The organism is Peribacillus sp. AS_2, from assembly GCF_026891895.1.
Classification (GTDB): domain Bacteria; phylum Bacillota; class Bacilli; order Bacillales; family DSM-1321; genus Peribacillus; species Peribacillus frigoritolerans.
In genome coordinates this window covers 103261-126270 of record NZ_JAPTGA010000006.1, presented here as the reverse complement: position 1 = coordinate 126270, position 23010 = coordinate 103261, and the positions used below count along the sequence as shown (strand labels likewise).

The 23010-nt window shown below is 39.5% G+C and carries 20 protein-coding genes, 3 pseudogenes and 1 riboswitch; of the genes and pseudogenes, 6 read left to right on the top strand and 17 right to left on the bottom strand.

Annotation, left to right across the window (positions count from 1 at the left end; genetic code table 11):
- Positions 1 to 340 precede the first annotated feature (340 nt).
- The gene (locus tag OTG27_RS12715) at positions 341 to 2131 is read right to left on the bottom strand and encodes an ABC transporter ATP-binding protein (RefSeq protein WP_268937125.1); all 1791 of its coding nucleotides are present in this window, start codon (positions 2129 to 2131) and stop codon (positions 341 to 343) included.
- Positions 2106 to 3854: an ABC transporter ATP-binding protein gene (locus tag OTG27_RS12710; RefSeq protein ID WP_268937124.1), complete on the bottom strand. Its 1749-nt coding sequence runs from the start codon at positions 3852 to 3854 to the stop codon at positions 2106 to 2108. The genes OTG27_RS12715 and OTG27_RS12710 overlap by 26 nt, the downstream gene beginning before the upstream one ends.
- A 449-nt stretch (positions 3855 to 4303) precedes the next feature.
- Here OTG27_RS12710 and OTG27_RS12705 point away from each other — a divergent pair, with 449 nt between their 5' ends.
- On the top strand, positions 4304 to 4864 hold the full coding sequence (locus OTG27_RS12705; protein ID WP_054397999.1) for a nitroreductase family protein: 561 nt from the start codon (positions 4304 to 4306) through the stop codon (positions 4862 to 4864).
- A gap of 330 nt (positions 4865 to 5194) precedes the next feature.
- Here OTG27_RS12705 and OTG27_RS12700 read toward each other — a convergent pair whose 3' ends face one another.
- The 3 genes from OTG27_RS12700 to queF form a co-directional block, all read right to left on the bottom strand.
- Positions 5195 to 5335: a hypothetical protein gene (locus OTG27_RS12700; RefSeq protein WP_176548644.1), complete on the bottom strand. Its 141-nt coding sequence runs from the start codon at positions 5333 to 5335 to the stop codon at positions 5195 to 5197.
- 31 nt (positions 5336 to 5366) lie between these two features.
- Positions 5367 to 6713: an aspartate kinase gene (locus OTG27_RS12695; protein WP_096338882.1), complete on the bottom strand. Its 1347-nt coding sequence runs from the start codon at positions 6711 to 6713 to the stop codon at positions 5367 to 5369.
- A 203-nt stretch (positions 6714 to 6916) separates the two neighbouring features.
- Positions 6917 to 7417 carry a preQ(1) synthase gene (gene queF, locus OTG27_RS12690; RefSeq protein ID WP_034305880.1) on the bottom strand — a complete coding sequence of 167 codons (501 nt, stop codon included), beginning with the start codon at positions 7415 to 7417 and terminating at the stop codon, positions 6917 to 6919.
- A 104-nt stretch (positions 7418 to 7521) separates the two neighbouring features.
- A riboswitch (PreQ1 riboswitch) is annotated at positions 7522 to 7567 on the bottom strand.
- 130 nt (positions 7568 to 7697) lie between these two features.
- Here queF and OTG27_RS12685 point away from each other — a divergent pair.
- Together OTG27_RS12685 and OTG27_RS12680 are read left to right on the top strand one after the other, a co-directional pair.
- Positions 7698 to 8555, top strand: coding sequence for an EamA family transporter (locus OTG27_RS12685; protein ID WP_268937123.1), 858 nt, complete (start codon positions 7698 to 7700; stop codon positions 8553 to 8555).
- A gap of 247 nt (positions 8556 to 8802) precedes the next feature.
- Complete coding sequence (locus OTG27_RS12680; RefSeq protein WP_034305885.1) at positions 8803 to 8937, top strand: BA3454 family stress response protein; 135 nt, start codon at positions 8803 to 8805, stop codon at positions 8935 to 8937.
- Between the two features lie 466 nt (positions 8938 to 9403).
- Here the strand turns inward: OTG27_RS12680 and OTG27_RS12675 are convergent.
- From OTG27_RS12675 to OTG27_RS12640, 8 genes and pseudogenes are all read right to left on the bottom strand, one after another.
- Positions 9404 to 9832: pseudogene (locus OTG27_RS12675) on the bottom strand (YfmQ family protein).
- Between the two features lie 338 nt (positions 9833 to 10170).
- Positions 10171 to 10455 (bottom strand): cytochrome aa3 quinol oxidase subunit IV, encoded by a 285-nt coding sequence (gene qoxD / locus OTG27_RS12670; protein ID WP_057278579.1) that lies wholly within the window; start codon positions 10453 to 10455, stop codon positions 10171 to 10173.
- A gap of 1 nt (position 10456) precedes the next feature.
- Complete coding sequence (gene qoxC / locus OTG27_RS12665; protein ID WP_057278578.1) at positions 10457 to 11053, bottom strand: cytochrome aa3 quinol oxidase subunit III; 597 nt, start codon at positions 11051 to 11053, stop codon at positions 10457 to 10459.
- Positions 11053 to 12999 (bottom strand): cytochrome aa3 quinol oxidase subunit I, encoded by a 1947-nt coding sequence (qoxB, locus tag OTG27_RS12660; protein WP_057278577.1) that lies wholly within the window; start codon positions 12997 to 12999, stop codon positions 11053 to 11055. Before qoxB ends, qoxC begins: the two co-directional genes overlap by 1 nt.
- Before the next feature lie 73 nt (positions 13000 to 13072).
- A complete protein-coding gene (gene qoxA / locus OTG27_RS12655) occupies positions 13073 to 13996 on the bottom strand; it encodes a cytochrome aa3 quinol oxidase subunit II (RefSeq protein WP_268937122.1) in 924 nt (307 codons plus the stop codon).
- Between the two features lie 1136 nt (positions 13997 to 15132).
- Complete coding sequence (locus OTG27_RS12650) at positions 15133 to 15447, bottom strand: hypothetical protein (protein ID WP_057278575.1); 315 nt, start codon at positions 15445 to 15447, stop codon at positions 15133 to 15135.
- Positions 15448 to 15701: 254 nt separating this feature from the next.
- On the bottom strand, positions 15702 to 16937 hold the full coding sequence (locus OTG27_RS12645; RefSeq protein WP_268937121.1) for a S1C family serine protease: 1236 nt from the start codon (positions 16935 to 16937) through the stop codon (positions 15702 to 15704).
- Between the two features lie 192 nt (positions 16938 to 17129).
- Positions 17130 to 17810: a hypothetical protein gene (locus OTG27_RS12640; RefSeq protein WP_268937120.1), complete on the bottom strand. Its 681-nt coding sequence runs from the start codon at positions 17808 to 17810 to the stop codon at positions 17130 to 17132.
- A gap of 189 nt (positions 17811 to 17999) precedes the next feature.
- Between OTG27_RS12640 and OTG27_RS12635 the strand changes: the two genes are divergently transcribed.
- The gene (locus OTG27_RS12635; RefSeq protein WP_057278572.1) at positions 18000 to 18356 is read left to right on the top strand and encodes a hypothetical protein; all 357 of its coding nucleotides are present in this window, start codon (positions 18000 to 18002) and stop codon (positions 18354 to 18356) included.
- A gap of 108 nt (positions 18357 to 18464) precedes the next feature.
- Here OTG27_RS12635 and OTG27_RS12630 read toward each other — a convergent pair.
- The 3 genes and pseudogenes from OTG27_RS12630 to OTG27_RS12620 form a co-directional block, all read right to left on the bottom strand.
- A pseudogene (locus OTG27_RS12630) lies at positions 18465 to 18917 on the bottom strand (helix-turn-helix domain-containing protein).
- Positions 18918 to 19413: 496 nt separating this feature from the next.
- Complete coding sequence (locus OTG27_RS12625; RefSeq protein WP_187050439.1) at positions 19414 to 20397, bottom strand: ketoacyl-ACP synthase III; 984 nt, start codon at positions 20395 to 20397, stop codon at positions 19414 to 19416.
- A gap of 263 nt (positions 20398 to 20660) precedes the next feature.
- Complete coding sequence (locus tag OTG27_RS12620; RefSeq protein ID WP_034305903.1) at positions 20661 to 21011, bottom strand: winged helix-turn-helix transcriptional regulator; 351 nt, start codon at positions 21009 to 21011, stop codon at positions 20661 to 20663.
- A 125-nt stretch (positions 21012 to 21136) separates the two neighbouring features.
- Between OTG27_RS12620 and OTG27_RS12615 the strand changes: the two genes are divergently transcribed.
- The gene (locus OTG27_RS12615) at positions 21137 to 21760 is read left to right on the top strand and encodes a nitroreductase family protein (RefSeq protein ID WP_268937119.1); all 624 of its coding nucleotides are present in this window, start codon (positions 21137 to 21139) and stop codon (positions 21758 to 21760) included.
- Between the two features lie 66 nt (positions 21761 to 21826).
- Here the strand turns inward: OTG27_RS12615 and OTG27_RS12610 are convergent.
- Positions 21827 to 22142, bottom strand: a pseudogene (locus tag OTG27_RS12610) (ABC transporter permease); the annotation flags it as partial.
- 311 nt (positions 22143 to 22453) lie between these two features.
- Between OTG27_RS12610 and OTG27_RS12605 the strand changes: the two are divergent.
- Entirely contained in the window at positions 22454 to 22984 is a 531-nt protein-coding gene (locus tag OTG27_RS12605; RefSeq protein ID WP_268937118.1) for an NAD(P)H-dependent oxidoreductase, read from the top strand.
- Positions 22985 to 23010 lie beyond the last annotated feature (26 nt).

Here is a 23010-nt window from a genome sequence, read left to right as displayed (position 1 = left end):
ACTATAAAAAACCTTCATTTATTAGGGGCCAGGACTATATTTCTCCCCGTACCCATTAAATTTAAAGAATTTTATATATATTCTGAATTATATGTTACCGTAAGGTTTTTTAGCAATAGCAATTTAGTCAATTTGTAAAGTATTTTCCATTATTTTGTCGATAATTCCCTCTTTTCCCACTTAAGTGGAACCAATGATTTCAACGCTTTATAAAAACCGTATTGTGTGAACGCATTTTTAGAAGGTTCATCATTAACTGAACGGGATGCGATCCCCAAGTTTATGATGCTCATTATGGGACCAACACAAAAAATGTGCGCCGGATGGCACACATTTTTCTTTATCCTATCTGATTTTCCCTTAAAGATCTGCCGTTTAGATCGTAATAAAAACCCCTCTGTCGCAACAATTCATCATGGGATCCTTTTTCAATGATCCTTCCTTCATCGAGTACGAGGATTTGATCACTTTGCTGAATTGTATTCAATCTGTGGGCAATGACAAAACTTGTCCTTCCCTCCATCAAGCGGTGTAATGCTTCCTGGATTTTAAGCTCGGTTATCGTATCTATGCTACTTGTCGCTTCATCCAAAATCAATAATACGGGATCCGCTAAAATAGCCCTGGCAATCGATAATAGCTGGCGCTGCCCCTGACTTATTCCACTGCCATCTTGATTCAAGATGGTATCGTATCGATCTGGCAGTTTCATGATAAAGGAATGGGCATTGGCAAGCTTGGCTGCATTCACCACTTCTTCATCTTCTGCCTCCAGCCGGCCGTAGCGGATATTTTCACGAATCGTGCCTTGAAACAAGAAGGAATCCTGTAAAACGAAGCCCATATGCTTACGGAGGCTTGACCTCGTCACCTGTTGGATATCCTGGCCGTCAATCAATATCCGGCCGCTGTTCGGCTCGTAAAAACGGGCAAGAAGATTAATGATCGTAGTCTTACCTGCCCCCGTGGGACCCACAAGCGCGATGGTCTCCCCTTTTTTTGCATGGAAACTAACATCATATATCGTTTGCTCTTCATCATTATACGAAAAGGAAACACCCTCAAAGTCCACCTCACCGCGGACTTCACGAAGTTCAGAAGCCTGTTTCTCATCCACTTCTTCTTCTTTTTCATCAAGTATGGCGAAAACCCGTTCAGCACCGGCAACAGCTGAGAGGAGTGTATTGAATTGGTTAGCCAGGTCATTGAGCGGACGGGTGAATTGCCTTGAGTACTCGGTGAAGATGACAATGACCCCGATGGAAACCGTACCTATGCCATTCAGCGCCAAAAACCCTCCGACAGCGGCTATTACCGTGAAACTTAAGTTGTTCAGTAAATTCATCAGTTTTGGAATCAGCCCTGAGTATGATTGTGATAGGAATCCGGCTTTCTTTAAATTTTCACTCCGGATGATAAAATCACGGATCACTTTATCTTCCTGTGAAAAAGCCTTTACGATCCGTTGTCCGGAAATCGTTTCTTCTATAAACCCATTCAGTTCTCCAAGGTTCTTCTGCTGTGCTTTAAACAGCTTTCCCGTCCTGTTCGTTATCCACCTCAGACCGAAGAACATGAGAGGAACGATGAATAAAGTTAGTATAGTTAATAAAGGGCTCAAATACAGCATGACTCCGATCGTCCCGACAAGTGTCAGCACACTTGAAAAGATCTGGATGACGGAACTATTCAAAGTGGAACTGACATTTTCAATATCATTCGTGACCCTGCTCATCAACTCCCCGTGCTGACGCCGATCAAAAAAGGGAATGGACAACTGGTGAAGCTTTTTGAATAGTTGATTGCGCATCGCATAAACCGTATCCTGTGCAATTCCGATCATCCAATAATTCTGAAGCCACATGGATAGGGAATAAAATATGTAGACTCCGAGAAGCCCTAAAAGAAGGCTGATCAGCCCCCCGCTATCTCTTGTGACAATATAATCATCAATGGCCATCCCAACAAGAAAGGGGCCAAGCAATCCCAAAACCGAGCTTATCAGTACCATGAAAAGGACACATAATAGCAGGCTTTTATTCGTTGCCAAGTAGGGAATGATCCTTTTTACCGTATTCCAGGAGTTGACCGGTTTAGACTTTGCCTTATCGGGAGATATTCTTCGACTCAAGCGAAATCCCCTCCTCCCCAAACTGTGAGCGAACGATTTTTCGATAAAGATCGCTTGTTTGCATCAAATCCTGATGTTTCCCCAGCGCAAGGACTTGACCGCTTTCCAGCAACAAGATTTTGTCAGCCTCCATGGCTGTACTGATTTTTTGTGTAATGATGAGCGTTGTGCATGTATAGTCCTTTAAAGCGGCAAGCAATTTACTTTCCGTCTTCAAATCCAGCGCACTTGTACTATCATCCAGAAGGAGAATCTTCGGTTTGCGCACCAATGCTCTTGCAATCGATAAGCGCTGTTTTTGCCCTCCAGACAGATTCACTCCTTTTTGCCCTAACTCGGTTTCATATTGCTTCGGAAGTTTCATTACGGTCTCATGGACCTGAGCATGCATGGCCGCAGCCATGATTTCCTCCATCGAGGCACCCTCTTTTCCCCAAGCGACATTATTTTTTATGGTCCCCGAAAAAAGCAGGGCCTCTTGCGGTACATAGCCGATCCTGTTCCGCAGCGAATTCAAGGGAATATCTTTCAGATCTTGGCCATCAATTTGAATGGAGCCGCTTTCAACTTCATATAATCTCGGAATCAGCTGAAACAGTGATGTCTTCCCTGATCCTGTCGCTCCTATGATGGCAAGCGATTCTCCCGGATCGATGGAGAAGGTCAGGTTTTTCAATATCGGGGTTTCGGTTCCAGGATAGCGGAAAGATACATCCAGAAACTTAATGCCTCCCCCATTGACGGCCCCACTCTTGCTTTCCGCCTTACCTTCATCAATATCTATCGAAGTTTCAAATATTTCCGTCACACGTTCCGCTGAAGCCTTTGCACGGGAAATGACCATGATCAGCCATGAAAAAACGGAAAGGGATGCCGCAATCCTCGTGGCATAGTTGACAATCGCCACAACTTCCCCTACCTGTATATCTCCCGTCGTTATAAATTCACTTCCAAGCCAGAGAATGATCAGAATCGCCACATTCATGACAAGCATCAGCACAGGCATCGTCGTTTCAATTAAACGAAGGGAAGACACAGTCTTTCTTTTCAACTCTTCATTCGCATCGTCAAATCGGCCGATTTCATGCTCCTTACGAAGAAAAGCTTTGATCAAGCGCATGCCTATCAGGTTTTCCCTCATGACTCCATTGACATTATCGAGTTTTTTCTGGACGAGCTTAAACAGCTTAGCCGCCCGTTTCATAATCCATCCCAAGAAGAAAACAAGAACCGGAATTGAAATGACCAATACTAGGGATAATTTCAAATCGACCGCAATAGCCATGATCGCTCCGCCGATTACGATCAACGGCGCCCTTGCCATGATACGCAAGCCCATAAAAACCGTATTTTGAAGTTGGGTCACATCATTCGTCATCCTTGTGATCAACGAGGAAGTCGGGATATTATTCAAGTTCGCAAAAGAAAACGCCTGTATTTTACCAAAAAGGCTTGTCCTGACATCATGTCCAAAGCTTTGACTTACATGTGATGCCGTAAATGAATTAACGATCCCGCCAAGAAATGAAAAAACGGAAAGTCCAACCATGACACTTCCCCATTTAATCACCACCGATAAATCTTTCTGCAAAATGCCATCATCAATGATTTTTGCTATAAATAGAGGTTGTAATAGCTCTACCCCGAGCTCGACAATCATTAAGGATAAAGCAAGAATGATCAAAAGCCAGTACGGCTTAAGAAATGAGGACAATTTTTTCATCTATGACACCTTCGATTCTCCGTATGTAAATAGCATTTTTTTATCCTCTCATTATACATTTTTATACAGATTTTTTAAAAGATTTTAACTGTTTTAAAGCATTGGTAAATATCTTGATTTTTTTTTATAAATACCCTTGACAAATAACAGGAAATAAGCGAAAATTCTAATTGATAATGATTTTCAATTTCATTATCGATCTCTGAAATTTGATAAGCAATTACGATATTCTCTTATCGTACCCTTTTGATATTGTACATAGATACAATGTCGCCCCGGCTTCTCTGTGCCTAGTAAAATTATATGCTCATTAGCGAATGCAAGTCACTAGAATATTGCCCCCTCTTTATTCAAGTAATTTATTCACATTGGAAGCATATTAGGCAGCCGGGGATTATTTTTTTTTCAACTATTAAACTTACATATATGATTAAAGGAGCAGGATGATCATGAAACTAGAAGATATCATTAAAGAACGGCGCAGCATCAAACGATTTAAGGACATCCCTGTTCCTATTGATACCATCCAATCATTATTGGAAACTTCGACATGGGCACCGAACCATAAAATGACCCAGCCATGGCGCTTCGTCGTGGTGCATGGTGATAGCCGTTTAAAACTCGCAGAAGCAACACGTGCATTCATGGAAGGCAAAGAGAAGGACCCTGAAAAGAAAAAAGCAGCCGGACAGCGAGGATATAATAAACTCATAGGTGTACCGATGTTTGTCGCAGTGATCATGGAAGAGAATCCGAATCCCATGACACGTGAAGAAGATTATGCGGCTACAAGTGCCTTGATCCAGAATTTCAGCCTGCTTGCCTGGGAACAGGGAATCGGGATGATATGGGAAACATACGGCATGATACACAGCATGGAGTTTCGTGAAGCTTTGGGAGTGAAACCAGGCGAGAAGATCGTCGGCAGCCTTCACGTTGGCTATCCCGATATGATTCCTGCCCCTCGTCCAAGGAACGCGATCGATCAGCTCCTGACCGTCATGGACTAACATAAAAGGAAGGCCTCCAATCTTCCAGTTGGAGGCTCAGACTGTAGACAAACTCGATGAAAACCGGGTTTTCTACAGTTTTTTTATGGCTTTTTACAATTTGAATGTTGATTTATGCTCCAGGCACTCGTTTTTCCCGCAGGAGTCTCGTGCCTTACACTCCAATCACATATAGATAGAACTTATTCGGTGCCAGTGAATCATTTAGCTCATAAACTTGATGTGCCATTGACATCTATTTCATTTATAATTTGGTGTAAGATATGTATGGGGTTGGACGTCCCTTTTTATCCGTTTCAAGAGCGTCAACTCCGTTCTCCTCCAATTGCTTTAGCCACCTGAAAAAAGACGCTCTGAACCCTGCAGCGCGTCTGTTAGCTTGGAATGATTATCCCCACGGTCATTGCCACTACCATAAAGAGCCAGATGAAAAAAATCCAGCGTATGTATAGTGATTAAAAGGTCAATCACAAAAAACCCCCTTCTAAAAGGAGGTCCCTACTCAAAAGAACTCGTGATATAATGCCTGAATTGCCGTCTCTTCGTTGTGCCCTTTCACACCGAACATCATGCTTACCTCCGAAGAGCCTTGATTGATCATCTCAATATTCACCTTTGCTTCAGCCAAGGCTTTTGACGCTCTTGCCGTTGTACCGACATTATGGCGCATTCCTTCCCCTACAACCATGATCAAGGCAAGATCATGTTCCACATTCACTTCATCGGCATGAAGCTCTTTCTTGATTCGGGAAATGATTTTCTTTTCGGCATCCCCTTTCATCTGGTCCTGCCTTAGAATAAGCGTCACATCATCGATGCCTGATGGAATATGCTCATATGAAACTCCATAATCCTCGAGGATGTGCAGCAGTTTCCGGCCAAAACCAACTTCCCGGTTCATCAAATATTTGCTAATGTAAATACTGCAAAATCCTTTATCACTTGCAATCCCAATAACAGGCCCGTTCGTATTATCCCGTGTATTCACAATGCGGGTCCCTTGTGCCGCCGGATTGTTGGTATTCTGGATATGGACAGGTATTCCCGCCCGGAATGCAGGAATCAGCGCCTCATCATGAAATACCGAGAAACCTGCATAAGAAAGCTCACGCATCTCACGATAGGTTAATTCCCGGATTCCCTTCGGATTGGAAACCACATTTGGATTCACCGCATAAACGGCATCCACGTCCGTAAAGTTCTCATACAAATCAGCTTTGACCCCATTAGCAAGAATCGAACCCGTTATATCGGAACCGCTTCTTGAGAAGGTTAACACATCACCATCTAACGTATATCCGAAGAATCCTGGGAATACAACGATTCCCGGCTCATCACGCAGAGCATATAACCGATCATAAGACTCTGGCAGCACCCTGGTAAATCCACCTTCATCCGTTACGATCAAGCCTGCCTTCTTCGGATTGATATACTGTGCCTCCACTCCAAGGCTTTGGAAATAACCTGCGACCAGCTTCGCATTATTATCCTCGCCACCTGCCTTCAAGGCATCCAGATAGCGCTTTGGGTTAGTTTGATCTGCATGCAGCAGCGCCATTAAATTTTCATGAATCCCTGTGATGACACTCTCGGATATATCCAACTCTTCAGCAATGCTCGCATAGCGGGATACAACATCTTCTATCAAATGCTCTCCGTTATCCCCGCGCAGCTGCTGTTCCGCAGCTTCAATCAATAAATCCGTCACCTTTATATCATCGGAATTGCGTTTTCCTGGAGCGGAAACGACCACAATCTTCCTCTCTGGATCAGAAACAACAATTTCGAATACCTTCCTCAACTGATCACCTGACGCAAGTGAACTTCCACCAAACTTTGCAACTTTCATCTCGACATCCCCTATTTTCGTAAATATTCTGTCAAAATTAACTCTCCCTATTATTACGCTTTTTCTCGAAACAATCAAGTGGAAATTCCATTATAGGAGGACATTTGTACTTTTAAAAAGGACAGAATAACAGGACCACTGATCGAAATTAGCTATAAACTAAAAAAAGACAACGGGCATATGCCCATTGTCCCTCCTATTCTTTAGCGATTATCCACGGTTTCCGGGTATAAGTCATGATTCATCAAGCGGTAATTCGCCATTTCCTCATACTTCGTACCTGGTTTCCCATAATTCGTGTAAGGGTCGATGGAAATTCCGCCTCTTGGTGTAAACTTGCCCCAGACTTCAATATATTTAGGGTCCATCAATTCGATTAAATCATTCATGATGATGTTCATGCAGTCTTCATGGAAATCACCATGATTACGGAAGCTGAATAAGTAGAGTTTCAAAGACTTACTTTCCACCATTTTCACACTGGGAATATAGCTGATGTAAATGGTAGCAAAGTCCGGCTGGCCCGTGATTGGACATAAACTAGTGAATTCCGGGCAATTGAATTTGACGAAATAGTCCCGGTTCGGATGCTTGTTATCGAATGACTCAAGGATTTCAGGAGCGTAGTCAAATGTATATTTTGTTCCTTGATTCCCAAGCAGTGTGATATCTTTTTTTAATTCTTCTTCTTTTCTTCCAGACATGAAAAGTCCTCCTAATCCCACATTTCAGGGAGATTCATAAAATGGGCCTCTATATAACAAAAACCATATCTCCTCAAAGATATGGTTGATTCGCAAAAAATATCAAAGCCATAGTTTTTTTAAGAGGGTGATGCTATGAACCTCTCCCGTTTATCGGGAAATATTTTAAAATTGTCATAGTAAATATAGAAAAAAATATCTAATCTGTCAATCATACATTTTAAATTTGGTTTGATTCCTAAGGGCATTCAGCTTAAAATGTAGAAGAAGTTTATCCTACATGAAGGAAGAGATTAAGTCAATGTGGATTTTTGCAGCACTCATCACGAGTTTATGTTTCGGAATCAATAACAGCATTTTTAAATGGAGCAGCGGAAAAGGGTATTCCAAGATACATATCCAATTTTTCTTTTATTTTTCAGCTTTTATTTTGTCCATTGTTTATGGAGTATCAATGGATGGTTTGCAGCTGAACTGGCTGTCCATCATGCTTGGTGCAGCAATTGGTGTACTGAACGCCAATGGTAACATCCAGATGGCAAGCGCCTTTGAAAAAGGTCCGGCAAGCTTGACATCTCCATTAATCGCAGCGAATGCCATATTCCCCATTCTCTGTGCAGCTTTAATATTTCACGAACATATTTCTTCCTTGCAGTGGAGTGGAATCGCCTGCATGTTTATCGCTACATTAGTCATCCAATATACACCTAATGCAAAAGGTAATCATCAATATGTCCCATGGATGATGCACACATTACTTTCCATCTTATCTTTTGGTGTGCTCGGCATTCTTATGACGACATCAACACGTCTTCAATTAAACTCCCTTGATATCCTTGTATCAATGTATGGAGGCGGAATGCTTTATCTTCTTTCGGCTCTAGCCTTTAAAAAAGAAAAAATCAAGCTAAAGGAAGTCAAAATCGGTTCCTTAGTAGGCTTTTTAAGCATGATAGGCTATGGATGTTATTTCTTTGCGTTGAACACTGGCATCGCAAGCATCATTTTCCCTGTCGTCAGCCTGAACTGTTTGGTTGTCGTATTCGCTGGATGTTATATATTCAAGGAAAGACTAAAAAACTATCAAATTGCTGGTGTCCTTGCAGCATTAATCGGTATTATTTTAACTAAAATATGAATATAGTTCGTTTTAAAAAAACAACCTGGCTGTCATGTATACAAGCCAGGTCGTTTTTTAAAAAACCTGAAAATGGGGCATGTCAAAAAAAAAGTGTTGACACCCCGCTTAAAATATCAGATAATTTTGAATATTAATTCTCACGATTTTAGCTTTTGAAATGTTTGATTATCCTTCTGCTACGGGTATAAAAGAAATAGGTACAACCACCTCATTTAATTCTGAATTAGGAAAGGAAAGATGCATAATGGTAAAAGTTACAGTAACAGTTGATTTCCAAGGAAAATCTTATCAAACTAACGTCCTTGCTAAACCGGGTACTGATCATGAAGTAATTTTACAACAAGCCCTTCATCAAGTTGAAAAACAATGGAAAGCATAAAAAAGCAGGCATCGCAATAGATACCTGCTTTTTTATTCCCTTAAATACTATCCCAAATACTTTTCATATGCACGATTAACGACCCTCTTGCAATCCCCTCCTACTTAATAACACTTTTAATTGTTTTTTTCAAAAGGCACTAAAATCAAGATGCCAGTTTGTGTACCAGAATTTTCATAATGAAAAAATATCTTTGAAATGGAATTATATTAAAAGCCTTATAAAAAAGAAGGTCTTTTTAAGGCCCGTCTCAGCTGCAGACAATTTAACCGTTAATTTCCAATCCAGGCACTCGCTTTCCGCGGGCGGTCCGGGAACCTCTCCGGTGCCTTTGCGCCCGCGGTGTCTCCCTTGGACTCGCTTTTCCCGCAGGAGTCTCGCACACCCGCTCCAATCAACTATGTTTTAACCCTTTTGTTTACAATCTCAAAGACGGTCTTTTAAGGACCGTCTTTTTAATGTTCTATTAAACTAAATTTCTTATTAATGGCATGGAACGTTCTTGGAGGCTATCGGAAAACAGACTATAAGAAATGAGCTTCTTCTTGTACTGTTTAACTACATCCACGCGGTCGCTGTAAATATATACAAATAACCTAACATCCTTTTTGCCTCTTTTAGTATCAATGACCAATGGAGTCCCACTATTATCTGGATGTAAAAACAATTCCTCATTCCCGGGAATATATGATTTTTCTTCAAAAATCTAGCGCTATTAAAAATAATTAATAACTTGAATTTTTTCTTCACCTTCCAAACGTTTTCCGTCAAAGGTTATGATCGCATTCCCGCCACTAATTTCTGAATGTATTTTAAATTTACTGATAATCCAATTAACTGCATCTGTTGGAAGACAGAAAACCAATATTTTTAACAAACTTAAGATAATTGTCACAATCAAAACCGGCAATGTCAATTCATCATCTCCGCTATATTAATTAATTAATTCTTATATAACTTTTTATATCAAAAATGGCTGATCGTCTTCTTAGTTGATGTGTCCCTTCTATTAACGTTTTACCCCAGTAACACATTGCACTTAAACACACTGGAATGCTTCAAAAGTGAAAATCCCCATTTATAAATATAATGTTGTGAAATGGTTATACTAAACAAATGGATAGCCACATCCTTGTTAAGCAAACTTCCATGAATGAAATGGATAGGCCGGTATAAGAATTAACATACAAAAAAACTGGACGTCATCAAGACGCCCAGCTTTTCCAGAATCGATTATTGGTATCCCCAAATCATAGTTAGCATTGTACCGAAAATTGTAACCAATGCAACGAACAATCCGTAGTAAACGTTTGTGTAAATCGATGCTTTATCTTCAGACTCTCCTGCATGCATGAACATAACAAATTGAAGTGCTGCTTGCATGAAAGCTGTAACAAGTAGGATGATCATAGCCATTTTAAGTGAGAGATCAAACATAATAACTGATAATGCGACCAAAGTCAGAACTAGCGAAAAAGCAAATCCCATAACTTGGCCCCGTGGGAATAATTCTTTCATATTACATCATTCCTTTCAGGTAGACGAAACTGAAGATGAAAATCCAGACAACGTCCAAGAAATGCCAGTAAAGTGAAAAGATGAAAGCCTTGTTTGTTGTCTGTGGAGTCATACCGCGTTTTTTAATCTGCATGGTGATGAAGGTTCCCCAGAATAAACCAAGTGTAACGTGAGCTCCATGCGTACCTAGTAGTGTGAACAAACTAGATAAGAAAGCACTTGTTTGAATCGTTGCTCCTTCATGTACATACTCCACGAATTCATAAATTTCGACTCCTAAAAAGCCTAAACCAAGAATAAGGGTGATAATGAAGAAACCAATCGTCGCTTTCTGCCTGCCAAGTCTCATCGCATTGATTCCAAGACCTATGGTAAAACTACTAGTTAAAAGAAAGATTGTTTGAAACATTAGTGTTGGGACTTTAAAAAGATGTTCCCCTGTTGGACCATTTCCAGTACCACCAACTAAGACAAAATAAGTGGCGAACAGTGTAGCGAAAAGAGCTATTTCTGCTCCCAGGAAAATCCAGAATCCAAAAATCTTTAAGCGATTTTCTTCCGTGCTATATTCAAGTGGCAGCGAGTTATCTATTTTCATTACTTAGCACCTCGCAATTTATTTTCAGTTTCTTCGATCTCTTCAACAGAGATATAACGTCCGTGATCTTTTTCGAATGAACGATGAATCATACAAGCAAAGATACCGATCGTTGCAATGATTGCAATGATCCACATGCTGAATACCAATGCAAAGCCCCAAACGAAGAAGATACAGCTCATGATAAACGGCACGCCACTGTTATTTGGCATATGAATCTTTTCTACTTTACCGCCAAATAATTTAAAGCCTTTTTTCTTTGCATCCCAGAATGCTTCTGTAGAAGCAACTGTTGGCACAATTGCAAAGTTATATTCAGGGATTGGTGTATGTGTAGCCCACTCTAGAGAACGTGCATCCCATGGATCGTTTGAGATATTTCTTGATGCATAACGAGTACTCCAATAGATATTGTACACAATAAGTGCAAAGCCTATTGCTAAACCAATCGCTCCAACGAAAGAGAGCATATTCAATGGACCATATCCCGTTGATTCAGAGTACGTATACATACGACGTGCCTGCCCATCTAAACCAGTGATGAACATCGGGAAGAATGTTACATTAAAGCCGACTATAATGAACCAGAACGACCATTTTCCAATTTTTTCGCTCAACATGAAACCAAACATTTTTGGCCACCAGTACGTGAAACCGGCAAGTACGGCAAATACAGTACCAGGGATTAAAACGTAATGGAAGTGAGCTACTAAGAACATTGTATTATGGTATTGGTAGTCAGCACTTGCCATGGCAAGCATAACCCCTGTTACCCCACCGAGTGTGAAAATCGGAATGAAAGCTAAAGAGTATAGCATTGGAACGGTAAACACGATTTTACCTTTCCAAAGTGTGAACAACCAGTTGAAGATCTTAACACCAGTCGGGACGGCAATTGCCATCGTGGTAATCGAGAAGATTCCATTAACCATTGCACCGTGGCCCATTGTATAGAAATGGTGAGCCCATACAATGAAAGATAGTGTAGAAATAGCTACCATGGAGATAACCATCGAATTATACCCGTACAGGTTACGACGTGCAAATGTCGAAATGATTTCACTGTAAATACCGAAAGCTGGAAGAATAACTATATAAACTTCAGGATGTCCCCAAACCCAGAACAAGTTTGCCCAAAGCATATCGCTACCGCCATTGGCCATCGTAAAGAATTGAGTTCCGAATAGACGATCCATTGTCATCAACGCAAGTGCCACTGTCAATACAGGGAAAGCGAAAACGATAATGAAGTTTGTAATCAAGATAGACCATGTGAACATTGGCATTTTCATTAAGTTCAGGCCAGGTGCTCTCATTTTCAAGATGGTTACGATAAAGTTGATACCAGTCATTAATGTACCAATACCTGCGATTTGAAGTGAAATCGCGTAATAGTTCGAACCGACTGATTCACTGAAATCGTTACTTGCCAGCGGGAAGTAAGATGTCCAACCTGCATCAGGAGAACCACCCACTACGAAAGAGATGTTAAATAGCATTGCCCCCATGAAGAATAACCAGAAGCTTACTGCGTTCAGACGTGGGAATGCTACGTCACGCGCTCCAATTTGTAATGGTGTAACAATGTTCATTAACCCAATGATAAATGGCATAGCCATGAACAGGATCATGACGACCCCGTGTGTTGTAAATACCTCATTATAATGCTGTCCATCCAAAAGACCGTTATCTGGAATAGCCGTTTGAGCACGCATCATAAGAGCATCGACGCCACCGCGGAAAAGCATAAGCAGTGCTGCCAAGATGTACATGATACCAATACGTTTATGGTCAACCGTTGTTAACCACTCACGCCATAAGTAACCCCATTTTTTAAAATAGGTAATTCCGGCAACAACCGCAATCATGGTTAAACCAATGGCAACCATGGATGCATAAATCGCAGGACTTGGATGAGGTACGGCAAATCGATCAAAGTAATCCATACTTTTGTGACTCCTTTCAGGAAAATATTCCTTATCTTGTAAACCTAGTTGTTTTATCGAACGAAATTAATTCTTAGTGATTCATGTTGCTGTGTTCTGAATGTTCCTCGTGTGAATCCTTGGAATCATGTTCTTCAGTATCAGAAGATCCGTGGTCATGACCAGCATTTTCCCCTTCAGGAGCTGGTGAAAACTCTAAGTGAGTTCCAGTGTATGTGGATTGTCCCACATGACCAGGTTTTAATAATTCATTGAATTTTTCCTCAGTAATCGGTTTAGCAGTAGCTTTAATTTCATCTACCCACTTATCGTAATCTTTTGCTGACAATGCTTTAACGTTGAACGTTTGCTGAGCAAAACCTGAACCACTGAAGTTTGAATTTCGACCCATATACTCACCTGGTACATCAGCTGCTAAGTGCAACGTATTAACCATGTCCGACATCGCGTATTTTTGTCCTCCAAGTTGCGGAATCCAGAAACTTGAGATTGGACCGAATGAGTAAAGTTTAAATTCGATTGGTCGGTTAGTCGGTATAAACAGATAGTTGACCGTTTCGATATCTTCTTCCGGATAACTAAAATGCCACTTCCAGTTGGAAGATGAAGCGTAAATAACTAAAGGTTCTTGATCTCCGTATCCTTTAGGTGTTGCCTCAACTTCATTTGTTGTTTTAACAGTAACAACGGATAGGAAAGCGACGATTATAATTGGGATCGCAACCCAAATTATTTCAAGAACCTTACTTCCTTCAATATGAGGCGGTTCATAATCATCACGTTGTTTGGAAGCACGATATTTCATTATCATGAAGATATACAGTACCATAACGACAAGGACGACAAAGGCCATTGTCCATATCGAAATCATAATAACATCTGCTTGTGTTGCAGCTACTGGCCCTTTAGGGTCCAAGACCATTAATGGGTTATCGCAACCGGTTAGCACAGTGGCAATAGTAAAAAGTATAGTTAATAGAGCCCATTTTATTTTCATAGTACTACCCCTTTCTTACATAATAAAATTCCAATTGGTAATTATTCGGACAAAGTGTTACCATGTTCACAAACCCCGACATACCAATATTAATCCCAAGTCTAAAAAAAGACAATACAAAGTGACATCTGTCACATAAAGTTCAATAAAGAGCAGTAAGAAGATGGTAAATGAACGGAAATGTTCGAAAATCTTTAGCAAATGAAATATAATAATTGTTTAATAACATACATATGGAATTCACTTATCATTACAGGATTGCATATATTGCCGGTCCACTATCCATTTATTATTACTCTAATATAATGAAATGAAAATTTCACATTATATTCTCCGTGTTTATTGCCTCAACCTCCCTCAAGAATATGAATGATATTACCTATCCTGTCAAGTAGGTATTTATCGTTGGAAAACATGATTTAAAACGGATTTTTCACACTCGGCCAGGGAAGTTGGTAAATGGTAGCCGCATTGGATATGATGTTGAATCCATGCTTCCAAACTCTATTGATCCAACACTGGTCAATATTATATGTATATAAGGAAACAACGAGTGGGTAAATTGGGCTCTTTCTCATTGCAATACTTATTGCCCTTTCAGTATTCCTAACGAGCCGTTTACCAGTAGTCATAAGTGAAATAATTCAGGGGTCGGCCAAACTTGTTGCAACTAGTGATGTTTATCGGTCAGCAGGACAGGTCTGAATTACAGAAAAGGACATTTGGTTGTTCAATAAACTCCGCCTTTGAAACCCACACTTCCTCATTGAATGAAACTTCAAGTAAAAGTGTAAAAAAAAACCACGAGAAAAGGACTTTTAAAAAATGTCCTTTTCTCGTGGATATAGTTCAAAGTTTAAAGTTAGAACTTCCTGCGTTCGGGCAGTTCGGTTTGGATATCCGAGCACATCGTGTGTATTCCATTAAATGAAAGGGTTGGTCATATTTTTGATACATAACGAGCGCAGTATATTGTATTGAATTAAAAAGTAGCCAACTGATAATTAATCCAAGTCCTCCACAAAATGAAAGCGCATTCAATCATTCGGATCACTTTGACTCAAATTCTTTAGACAGGCGTTCATCCATGTTAGTAAATCTGATGATAGAATGCTCATTATGCTATATTCCTCGTTTTAGTTACTGAATTCTGTACTTCTTTTTGTTTGGGTGTTAGCCTTTGACTTCATTTTTATGATTTTAGTCGTTTCCGGTACAATTCTTTCACCTTTATGTGTTTTCATTACCATTTCTTCTGTCAGGACAAAAAATATACCAACTAGAAAAATTGCAGCTGCGCTTAGTGTGATGGCGATTCCAACGGAGGTAAATATATAATCTTTATTGTAATCGCTTACAATGAAACTTAAAGCAAAAATAATAATTCCGATTACACAACCTGTGCCCGATACCCATTTCACTGCATCTAACATCTTCTGATTAGCTTCCATAATTTCATCCCCTTTCTTTCTATTTTATGACATTTCACAAATTTGTCAAATCTTTTCTATATTTTAACATATCCACAATGGAAACCTTGACAAGTAGAACACGCCACTATTAGCTTTTAGGTATTAAAGACTATATGAAGAATCTAAAAAACAGTGCAAATACACTATCTATTTTTCCGATATAACCTTGTGTTTACTATTAAAAACTTCTAAATAAAAGGCCCCTGATGAATGATCAGGGGCCTTACCTCTTTCTATGGTTTTTGCAAGGTTATCGATACCGTTTTCTCTTCAGTACCTCGGTATACTTTAATTTTTACTTTATCGCCGATTTTCTTATTTGTATATAAGTATTTCCTTAATGCTGCGGAAGTATTTATCTTCGTTCCATCAATCTTAACAATGATATCCTGTTGCTTTAGCCCTCCATTCGCCGCAGCCGATCCCGCTTCTATACTCGTCACCATTACACCGGACTTTACGGCTTCAGGAACATTTTGAATGTAATATTGCGGCAGTTCTTCCATACTGGCCAAGCTGACTCCTAAATATGGACGTGTGATTTTTCCATTTTCAATCAGTTCCGTAACAATCGGAATCACATCATTACTTGGTATGGCAAACCCTAAGCCTTCCACACCGTTTTCAGAAATCTTCAGACTGTTTATGCCGATCACTTCCCCAGCGGTGTTGATCAATGCACCGCCGCTATTGCCAGGGTTGATTGCTGCATCGGTTTGAAGGACATCAAGTGCCCACTCCCCGTCCGCGGTATCGACTGAAATGGTGCGTCCGTTGGCACTGACGATCCCTTGTGTAACCGATCTTGAAAAATCAAGTCCAAGTGGGTTGCCAATTGCCAATACCTCTTCACCTGGACGCATGCTATCAGAATTCCCGAATTTAATTCCCTCTGGTGCTTTCGAGGCATCAATTGTCAAAACCGCTAAATCCGTCAAAGCATCGGCCCCGACAACAGCTGCCGTTGCCTTTTGTCCGTCATACAATGAAATTTCGACTTCCTTAGCTCCTTCAATAACATGATTGTTCGTGATGATATAGGCCTTCCCATCAGCTTTTTTATAAATGACCCCTGAGCCAGTTCCGCTCTCAACCGTTTCGCTCTCCGTGCTTTGCCGCTGGTACGGGTTCTGGCTTTGCATCTCCTGTAAATTCACGACCCCTACAATCGATTTGGATGCTGATTCGACCATCTCTGCCCTATCATTTGAATCCGTACTTGTCGATAACTTTTCCGCCGTGACATTTTTATCCTTTTCAACACTGTCCGTTTGCTGTACACCTGCCGTTTCGGTTGACTCATTCACTGAACTTTTCCCTTGATCTATAAATTCTCCGCCAAATAGAAATACAGATGATGTAACCATAGAAGCAACCGTTCCGGAAACAAGGCTAGTTATCCAGAGAGACTTACCCTTTTTCCGTTCTGCCTTGATTCTGACTTGCTCCTCACCATTATAATTCTCCATCTTTATCCCTCCTATGATTGTCCTTTACTTGCCTCAATCATAAACAGGAATTATTAAAAAATCCTTAAGAAAATAAAGAATTCGGCTATCCTTTAACAAAAATCAAAAAATTTTATCGAATCCTGTATGTTGCCGCACAACAAAATAAAAAGGCCACAACAGGGGCCTCCCATTTCGACCATTCAGTTATCCTTACATGACTTCATAAACTTCTTTGGTCTCCTTATTCACGCCATACCAGCCCCAAGTGGTTTTGTGTCCGCTTTTCTGACTAGGTTCATCTACCTCGAAAACATGAAAAATATAATCTCCCTTTTCGGCATCATGATCATATTCGATTTGCAATTGCGAAAAGTTTTCCATATCCACGTAATCCCTCACAAGCTTCTCCGCCTGAGATTTACTTAATGAACGATCCGAATCCTTGCTTCCTTCTTTGCCTTTTGTATCCGTTCCCGCCACATCTTCTGTTTTGGATCCTTCCTCGGTTGTTTCCTCCGTGGATTTCACTTCATCATTTCCCACTACTGCTTCTATCGTGGCGGAGTCTGATACCGGGTGCATTTCCGCCGCCTTTGAAACCATTTGTTTACCTTCCCGGTATTTTGCTTTATATGCGGTTGCTTCTTCAAAATCTTTTTTGGCCGATTCAAAATCCTGTTCGTCGTATTTCTTCATTCCACTCGCCAGCAAACCTGAAAGATCCATTAACTCCCTTGATTTAGGTGTTTTTGCTTCTTTATAAGCTAATTCAAATGCCTCGTGGGCTTCTAAATAATTTTCCTCATTCAACTGACTTTTCCCTAAATCCATATTGGAATCATAATTCCTTGTTACGCAGCCTGAAGCAATCAACACAAAAAAAACAACCATGATTGACCTCTTCACTATATCACCACTCCATTTGCCATATTATTCTGTAAATCCATCTTAAACCATTTGATAAGGAGTCCGATACCTTTATTTCCTATCTTTTTCATTAAGGAAATGTTTACTTTCATGATTAACTTTTTACAAATAGTGGTACAGAATAGATAAATGCCGGAAAGGGTGATGTGCAGAATGATACAGGAAAAACATACCTACCATGTCGATTTGGTCAGCGGTGACGTACTCGGACAAAAACTTGAAGAGAATCCGAGTTTCACGGTGCACGCAACTGATGAGGAACTTGCAGAATTGAAACAATGCTTGGAGGAACACCGAAAAGATGACCTGGAGGCATATGCCCGATCACATGTGCCCTATCTTCTCTATCATCATGACCGGGCAAATGATAAATACGATGCAGCCATGAAAAGGCTTTATGCCCTCATTTATAAATTAGGGGATGAAACGGCACGAAATCATATTGAAGAAATTGGCATATTGAAAGATAACAAATTCGAGGGAAATGAAGAAGTGCAAAAGTTCAAATAAAAACATAGAACAGAACCTGAAATTCAAAGGTTCTGTTCTTTTATGATCAGTTTTCCAAAAGGTTTTCATTCCCATGTGAATCACTATCATTTTTAGAAGAAAGTATTTTTAATCTACATATTTATCCTTCAAATAATCCGAACCGATACCGCCAATAACCATCAAAGCAAATGGTAAAAAACTCGCTAAAACTGGCATGCTCTTTAAAATGGTAATATCCGTGCCGGCAAATTTGTTAAGACCAAAAATAATTAATTTAGACACTAACAAAAATGCTCCTATTAGTAACAAGATATCAAAAAACATTTTCCAATTTGGAAATGCTAACTGCTTACTTTCCCGTATTATTTTTTCTTTCAATTCCTCGTCACTCCTTAATAATTCATCTACCGTAATCTAAAATAAATCACTCAGATTAATGAGTACTTCAATACTTGGATAATTTTTTCCCGTTTCCCATTTGGACACAGATTGGCGACTCACATGAATCTTCTCTGCAAGATCATTTTGTGACCAATTTCTTTTTTCCCGTTCTTTTTTTAATCGTTCGCTAAAAATGATAATGAGTTCATCGCCTTTCCTACTCCTAGTATTGTGAGATGAATCGTGCAAAGTAAAGATAGTAATAAGCGCAATACTATGCAACCTATGAGTGACACCGAGGAAAACCTTGATATATCAAGGGTATCCGTTTAATTTTATGGAATTGGTGCAGAAAGAAAAAATTTTAAAAAATAGCAGCCAGTTAACACGAAAGTGGCAGGGAAAAGCCTTGTAAGATCGCTTTCTAATTTCACGAATCATTTTTTGTGGCTTTTGCAATTCCCAATTCTTCAGGATAATTCCGTGAGTAAAAAACATAACGGAAACTGTTCTTTATAGATTTCTTTTCCTCATTATTTGCAGTTCAAATGAAGGTAATGTTCCTGCATCGTTTTAAAGATAGTTTTTACCTTACCTTGAATATATAATTCTGCAAAGAATCATACTTTAAGAAGGCCCCCGATGAGAGGCCTTCTTCTGGAACAAACTCAGTTTTTAGTTATGGAAAATAGCTTTATAGGGTCCAATCGATAAGCAATCCAGCTTGAGCTAATCCACCGCCGAAACCATATAATAAAACCTTCTCACCACCACGGAGCTTCCCTTCTTTTATCCCTATTTCCAAAGATAAGGGAATTGTTGCTGAAGAAGTATTTCCATACCCCACTAAGCTATATAAAGTTCGTTCGATTGGAAAGCCGCTTCTTTCACATATTGACTCGATCATTCTTAAATTTGCACTATGCGGTACGAACCAATCAACATCATTCAATTGATATTCTGCATTTTTCACCACAGTTTGCATTCCTTTTGGAACGGTCGTGACAGCCCATTTATAAACCTCACGTCCGTTTTGTACAAGGTTGCCGCTATCATTTAAGTCTTCACCATTTATGCGTGTCGACAGGTTTGTACTATATAAATGTTTTCCGCCTTCACCCTCCGAATATAAATGTGAAGAAAGAAAACTTGGCTGTTTTTCATCATATTCTACAAGAACTGCTCCTCCGCCATCTCCAAATAAAATACAAGTGGCTCGATCTTCATAGTCCATAAGTTTTGATAAAGTATCCGCTCCAATAACTAGGATTTTCTTATTTAATCCCGATGTTACTAATCCATTAGCTACATGGAGCCCATAAGTAAATCCTGCACAGGCAGCGTTTAAATCAATAGCTCCAGTATTCTTAATGCCTAGCTTTGCTTGGACTAAAGATGCTACACTTGGAGTGTTAAAATCAGGAGTAAAGGTACAGACAATGATCATATCAACATCTTCGACAGATTTATCATACCGTTCCATTAAATCCTTTACAGCTTTATAACCTATATCACTAGTAAACTCCTCTTCATGTGCAATTCTTCGTTCTTTAATACCGGTACGTTTAACAATCCATTCATCATTGGTTTCAACCATTTTTTCTAAGTCTTTATTTGTTAACCTTTTTTCAGGAACATACGAACCTATCGCAGTAATACGTGCTTTGGATTTGAACATAGAATAGCCACCTCGTGTGTATGAATTGCATCATTTTATAACTTGATATTAACACCTGGTACTAATTATAAAGCAAAAAAAATCTTATGCAACTAACCGTTACATTAAAAAAAGAGCGGGCGGGGCAAAGCACCTGTTAGTCTAATACAATCTTTAGAGAGAATGCCAAAAGTCATCTTCAAGACATTTCCTCTAATAATATTAAATTCTGCTTGCCTTACTGAACTTATCAAAAAAATCCATACTACTAGTTGATGCAGATCTTATTTATGATGACGACAGATTTGATCTTGCCTTTCGAGGTTTTGTTCGACTGCATATGTAGTGCCCCATTCACACATTGTATTTAATACAGGTACAAATGATTGACCTAACTCAGTTAAACTATATTCTACTTTTGGTGGTACTACTTTATATACTTCTCTTCGGACAAGCCCATCTCTTTCCAGCTGCTTTAATTGGTCGGTTAAGACTTTCTGGGTTATGGCCGGTATTAGAATATAAAATTCTTTTGTCCTCATCGGTTTTTGACTCAGAAAAAAGAGGATTAAGCATTTCCACTTTCCTCCTACAGTATTCATGAAAATATTTATTCCCGTATTTAGACTCTTCATTCCTCATTCCTCCTGAATAGGCACATAAAGGTGGCTATGCCACTTTATTGTGCGTTATTTTCTTCTACATCATGGGTCCATTATACTCTGATTATAAAGCAAATATAACATTGGGAGTGAACACGATGAGTGTAAGAGAGACTATAGAAAAAAGACGTTCCGTAAGGCAGTATGATCCCCATTATAAAATTAGTCCAGACACGTTGGCGACACTTATTGAAGGAGCAAGTAAGTCGCCTAACGGAAACAATATTCAAGCAACACGATACCTGGTTTTAGATGAACCATATTTAAAGGATTTGTTACTGCCCATCGCTTTTAATCAACAACAGGTAATTGAAGCCTCAGTACTGATTGTTATACTAGGTGATTATCAAGCATTTGAAAAAGAAAATATCATAATGATACATGAGGATGAATTTCAAAAAGGTTATTTTGACGCATCTGTAAGAGATTATCTAACAAACGCGGCAATCAATTATTATCTAAATAAATCAAAAGAAGATTTAAAGGTTGAATTAATAAGAGACGCAAGCCTGGCGTCAATGTCGTTAGTTTTATTGGCGAACGAGGCAGGACTTGAAACCATTACAATGTCCGGGTATGATTCCGAACGATTAAAGTCAGCCTTAAACATTTCCGATAGGTATTTAGATGTTATGCTTATTGCCATGGGGAAAGGAATGAAAGAAGGTCACAAAACAGTAAGACACGATGTTAGCAAAGTCATTTATAAAAACAAAATATAGTGAGTGTATTGGAAAGAGGGTTAAAAAGAACCCTCTTCCTCTTTCTTCTTAATTTTTCGTAAAACTTTAGTGTTTTAGCTTGTAATAGGTTACCGCGAGCGCTAGGGCAAGAACTGTTCCTTTGATGATATCAATCGCATCCATAATAAGGAATCCGCTCAGGACTGCACCGCTGAAGCCTCCAAAGGCATTCGGTTTTCCCGCTCCTAAAACGGAGGAACCAATGAAGGCTGCTGCGACGGCATCAATAGCGGGATCCTGAATTGATTTCCGATTTCATGCCCCTTAATGCAAGGACAATTCCCCCGATTGCAGCAAATAGAGCTGGAATCAGATGGGTATTAACGGATATCCCGGAAAGTCTAGCCGCTTCCATATTCCCCAACTCTAAAAAGGAATCAATCACATCTCTAACAATTTACCATTCCAGGCGCTTTTGTTTAAAGCCCTGATGTAAGTCAATTTTGGCTAATTCAAAGCCGTACATATCCCTCCTATATAAAAGTGACTATCTGACCTTTTAAGATTCCCTTATTAACATCTTCTTCATATTGGAATTTACAGATCGTTTTTTTAGTTAAACCTGATTTAACACTCTCCTTTAGGTAAGTACCTATACTAAAAGTGCATACTTACGCACTTGCAGAGTGCACTTTATACTTAAAATAAATAATAGTTAAGGAGGAGAAATCTTTGAAAACTCTTGTTATCGTAGCACACCCCAGTCTGGAAACATCCGTCATAAATAAGCGATGGGTAGATTCGCTAAGGAAATATCCGGAGAAGTATACAGTACACGAATTGTATAAGGTTTACCCTGACGGAAACATAAATGCGGAAAAAGAAAAGCAATTAATCGAATCGCATAGTAATCTTGTTTTACAGTTCCCTTTTTATTGGTTTAATTGTCCGCCTCTCCTAAAAAGATGGCTTGACGATGTTTTTACTTATGGTTGGGCTTATGGTTCAAATGGAGGCGATAAATTAAAGAATCGCAAAGCTGCTTTAGCTGTATCTGCCGGAATTAACGAAGAGGATTATAGTGAAGAAGGAAGATATCGCTATACACTTGAACATTTATTATCTCCCTTTGAAACTACCTTCCTATACTGCAATGCAGATTATCGTTCATTCTTTGCGTTTTATGGTGCTGAAAATGAGCCATCCGTGAGCGAATTGGAAAAAAGCGCACAAGATTATTTGAATTTTGTCGATAACCTATAATAGGCAGTTCATTAAAAAAGTATTTC

What these genes read in the sequence shown, in the direction of transcription:
- OTG27_RS12710 (WP_268937124.1), bottom strand. Translation starts at nt 3,854, where the DNA reads ATGAAAAAATTGTCCTCATTTCTTAAGCCGTACTGGCTTTTGATCATT.
- OTG27_RS12705 (WP_054397999.1), top strand. Translation starts at nt 4,304, where the DNA reads ATGAAACTAGAAGATATCATTAAAGAACGGCGCAGCATCAAACGATTT.
- OTG27_RS12695 (WP_096338882.1), bottom strand. Translation starts at nt 6,713, where the DNA reads ATGAAAGTTGCAAAGTTTGGTGGAAGTTCACTTGCGTCAGGTGATCAG.
- queF (WP_034305880.1), bottom strand. Translation starts at nt 7,417, where the DNA reads ATGTCTGGAAGAAAAGAAGAAGAATTAAAAAAAGATATCACACTGCTT.
- OTG27_RS12685 (WP_268937123.1), top strand. Translation starts at nt 7,698, where the DNA reads ATGAAGGAAGAGATTAAGTCAATGTGGATTTTTGCAGCACTCATCACG.
- OTG27_RS12680 (WP_034305885.1), top strand. Translation starts at nt 8,803, where the DNA reads ATGGTAAAAGTTACAGTAACAGTTGATTTCCAAGGAAAATCTTATCAA.
- qoxD (WP_057278579.1), bottom strand. Translation starts at nt 10,455, where the DNA reads ATGAAAGAATTATTCCCACGGGGCCAAGTTATGGGATTTGCTTTTTCG.
- qoxC (WP_057278578.1), bottom strand. Translation starts at nt 11,053, where the DNA reads ATGAAAATAGATAACTCGCTGCCACTTGAATATAGCACGGAAGAAAAT.
- qoxB (WP_057278577.1), bottom strand. Translation starts at nt 12,999, where the DNA reads ATGGATTACTTTGATCGATTTGCCGTACCTCATCCAAGTCCTGCGATT.
- qoxA (WP_268937122.1), bottom strand. Translation starts at nt 13,996, where the DNA reads ATGAAAATAAAATGGGCTCTATTAACTATACTTTTTACTATTGCCACT.
- OTG27_RS12650 (WP_057278575.1), bottom strand. Translation starts at nt 15,447, where the DNA reads ATGGAAGCTAATCAGAAGATGTTAGATGCAGTGAAATGGGTATCGGGC.
- OTG27_RS12645 (WP_268937121.1), bottom strand. Translation starts at nt 16,937, where the DNA reads ATGGAGAATTATAATGGTGAGGAGCAAGTCAGAATCAAGGCAGAACGG.
- OTG27_RS12640 (WP_268937120.1), bottom strand. Translation starts at nt 17,810, where the DNA reads ATGGTTGTTTTTTTTGTGTTGATTGCTTCAGGCTGCGTAACAAGGAAT.
- OTG27_RS12635 (WP_057278572.1), top strand. Translation starts at nt 18,000, where the DNA reads ATGATACAGGAAAAACATACCTACCATGTCGATTTGGTCAGCGGTGAC.
- OTG27_RS12625 (WP_187050439.1), bottom strand. Translation starts at nt 20,397, where the DNA reads ATGTTCAAATCCAAAGCACGTATTACTGCGATAGGTTCGTATGTTCCT.
- OTG27_RS12620 (WP_034305903.1), bottom strand. Translation starts at nt 21,011, where the DNA reads ATGAAGAGTCTAAATACGGGAATAAATATTTTCATGAATACTGTAGGA.
- OTG27_RS12615 (WP_268937119.1), top strand. Translation starts at nt 21,137, where the DNA reads ATGAGTGTAAGAGAGACTATAGAAAAAAGACGTTCCGTAAGGCAGTAT.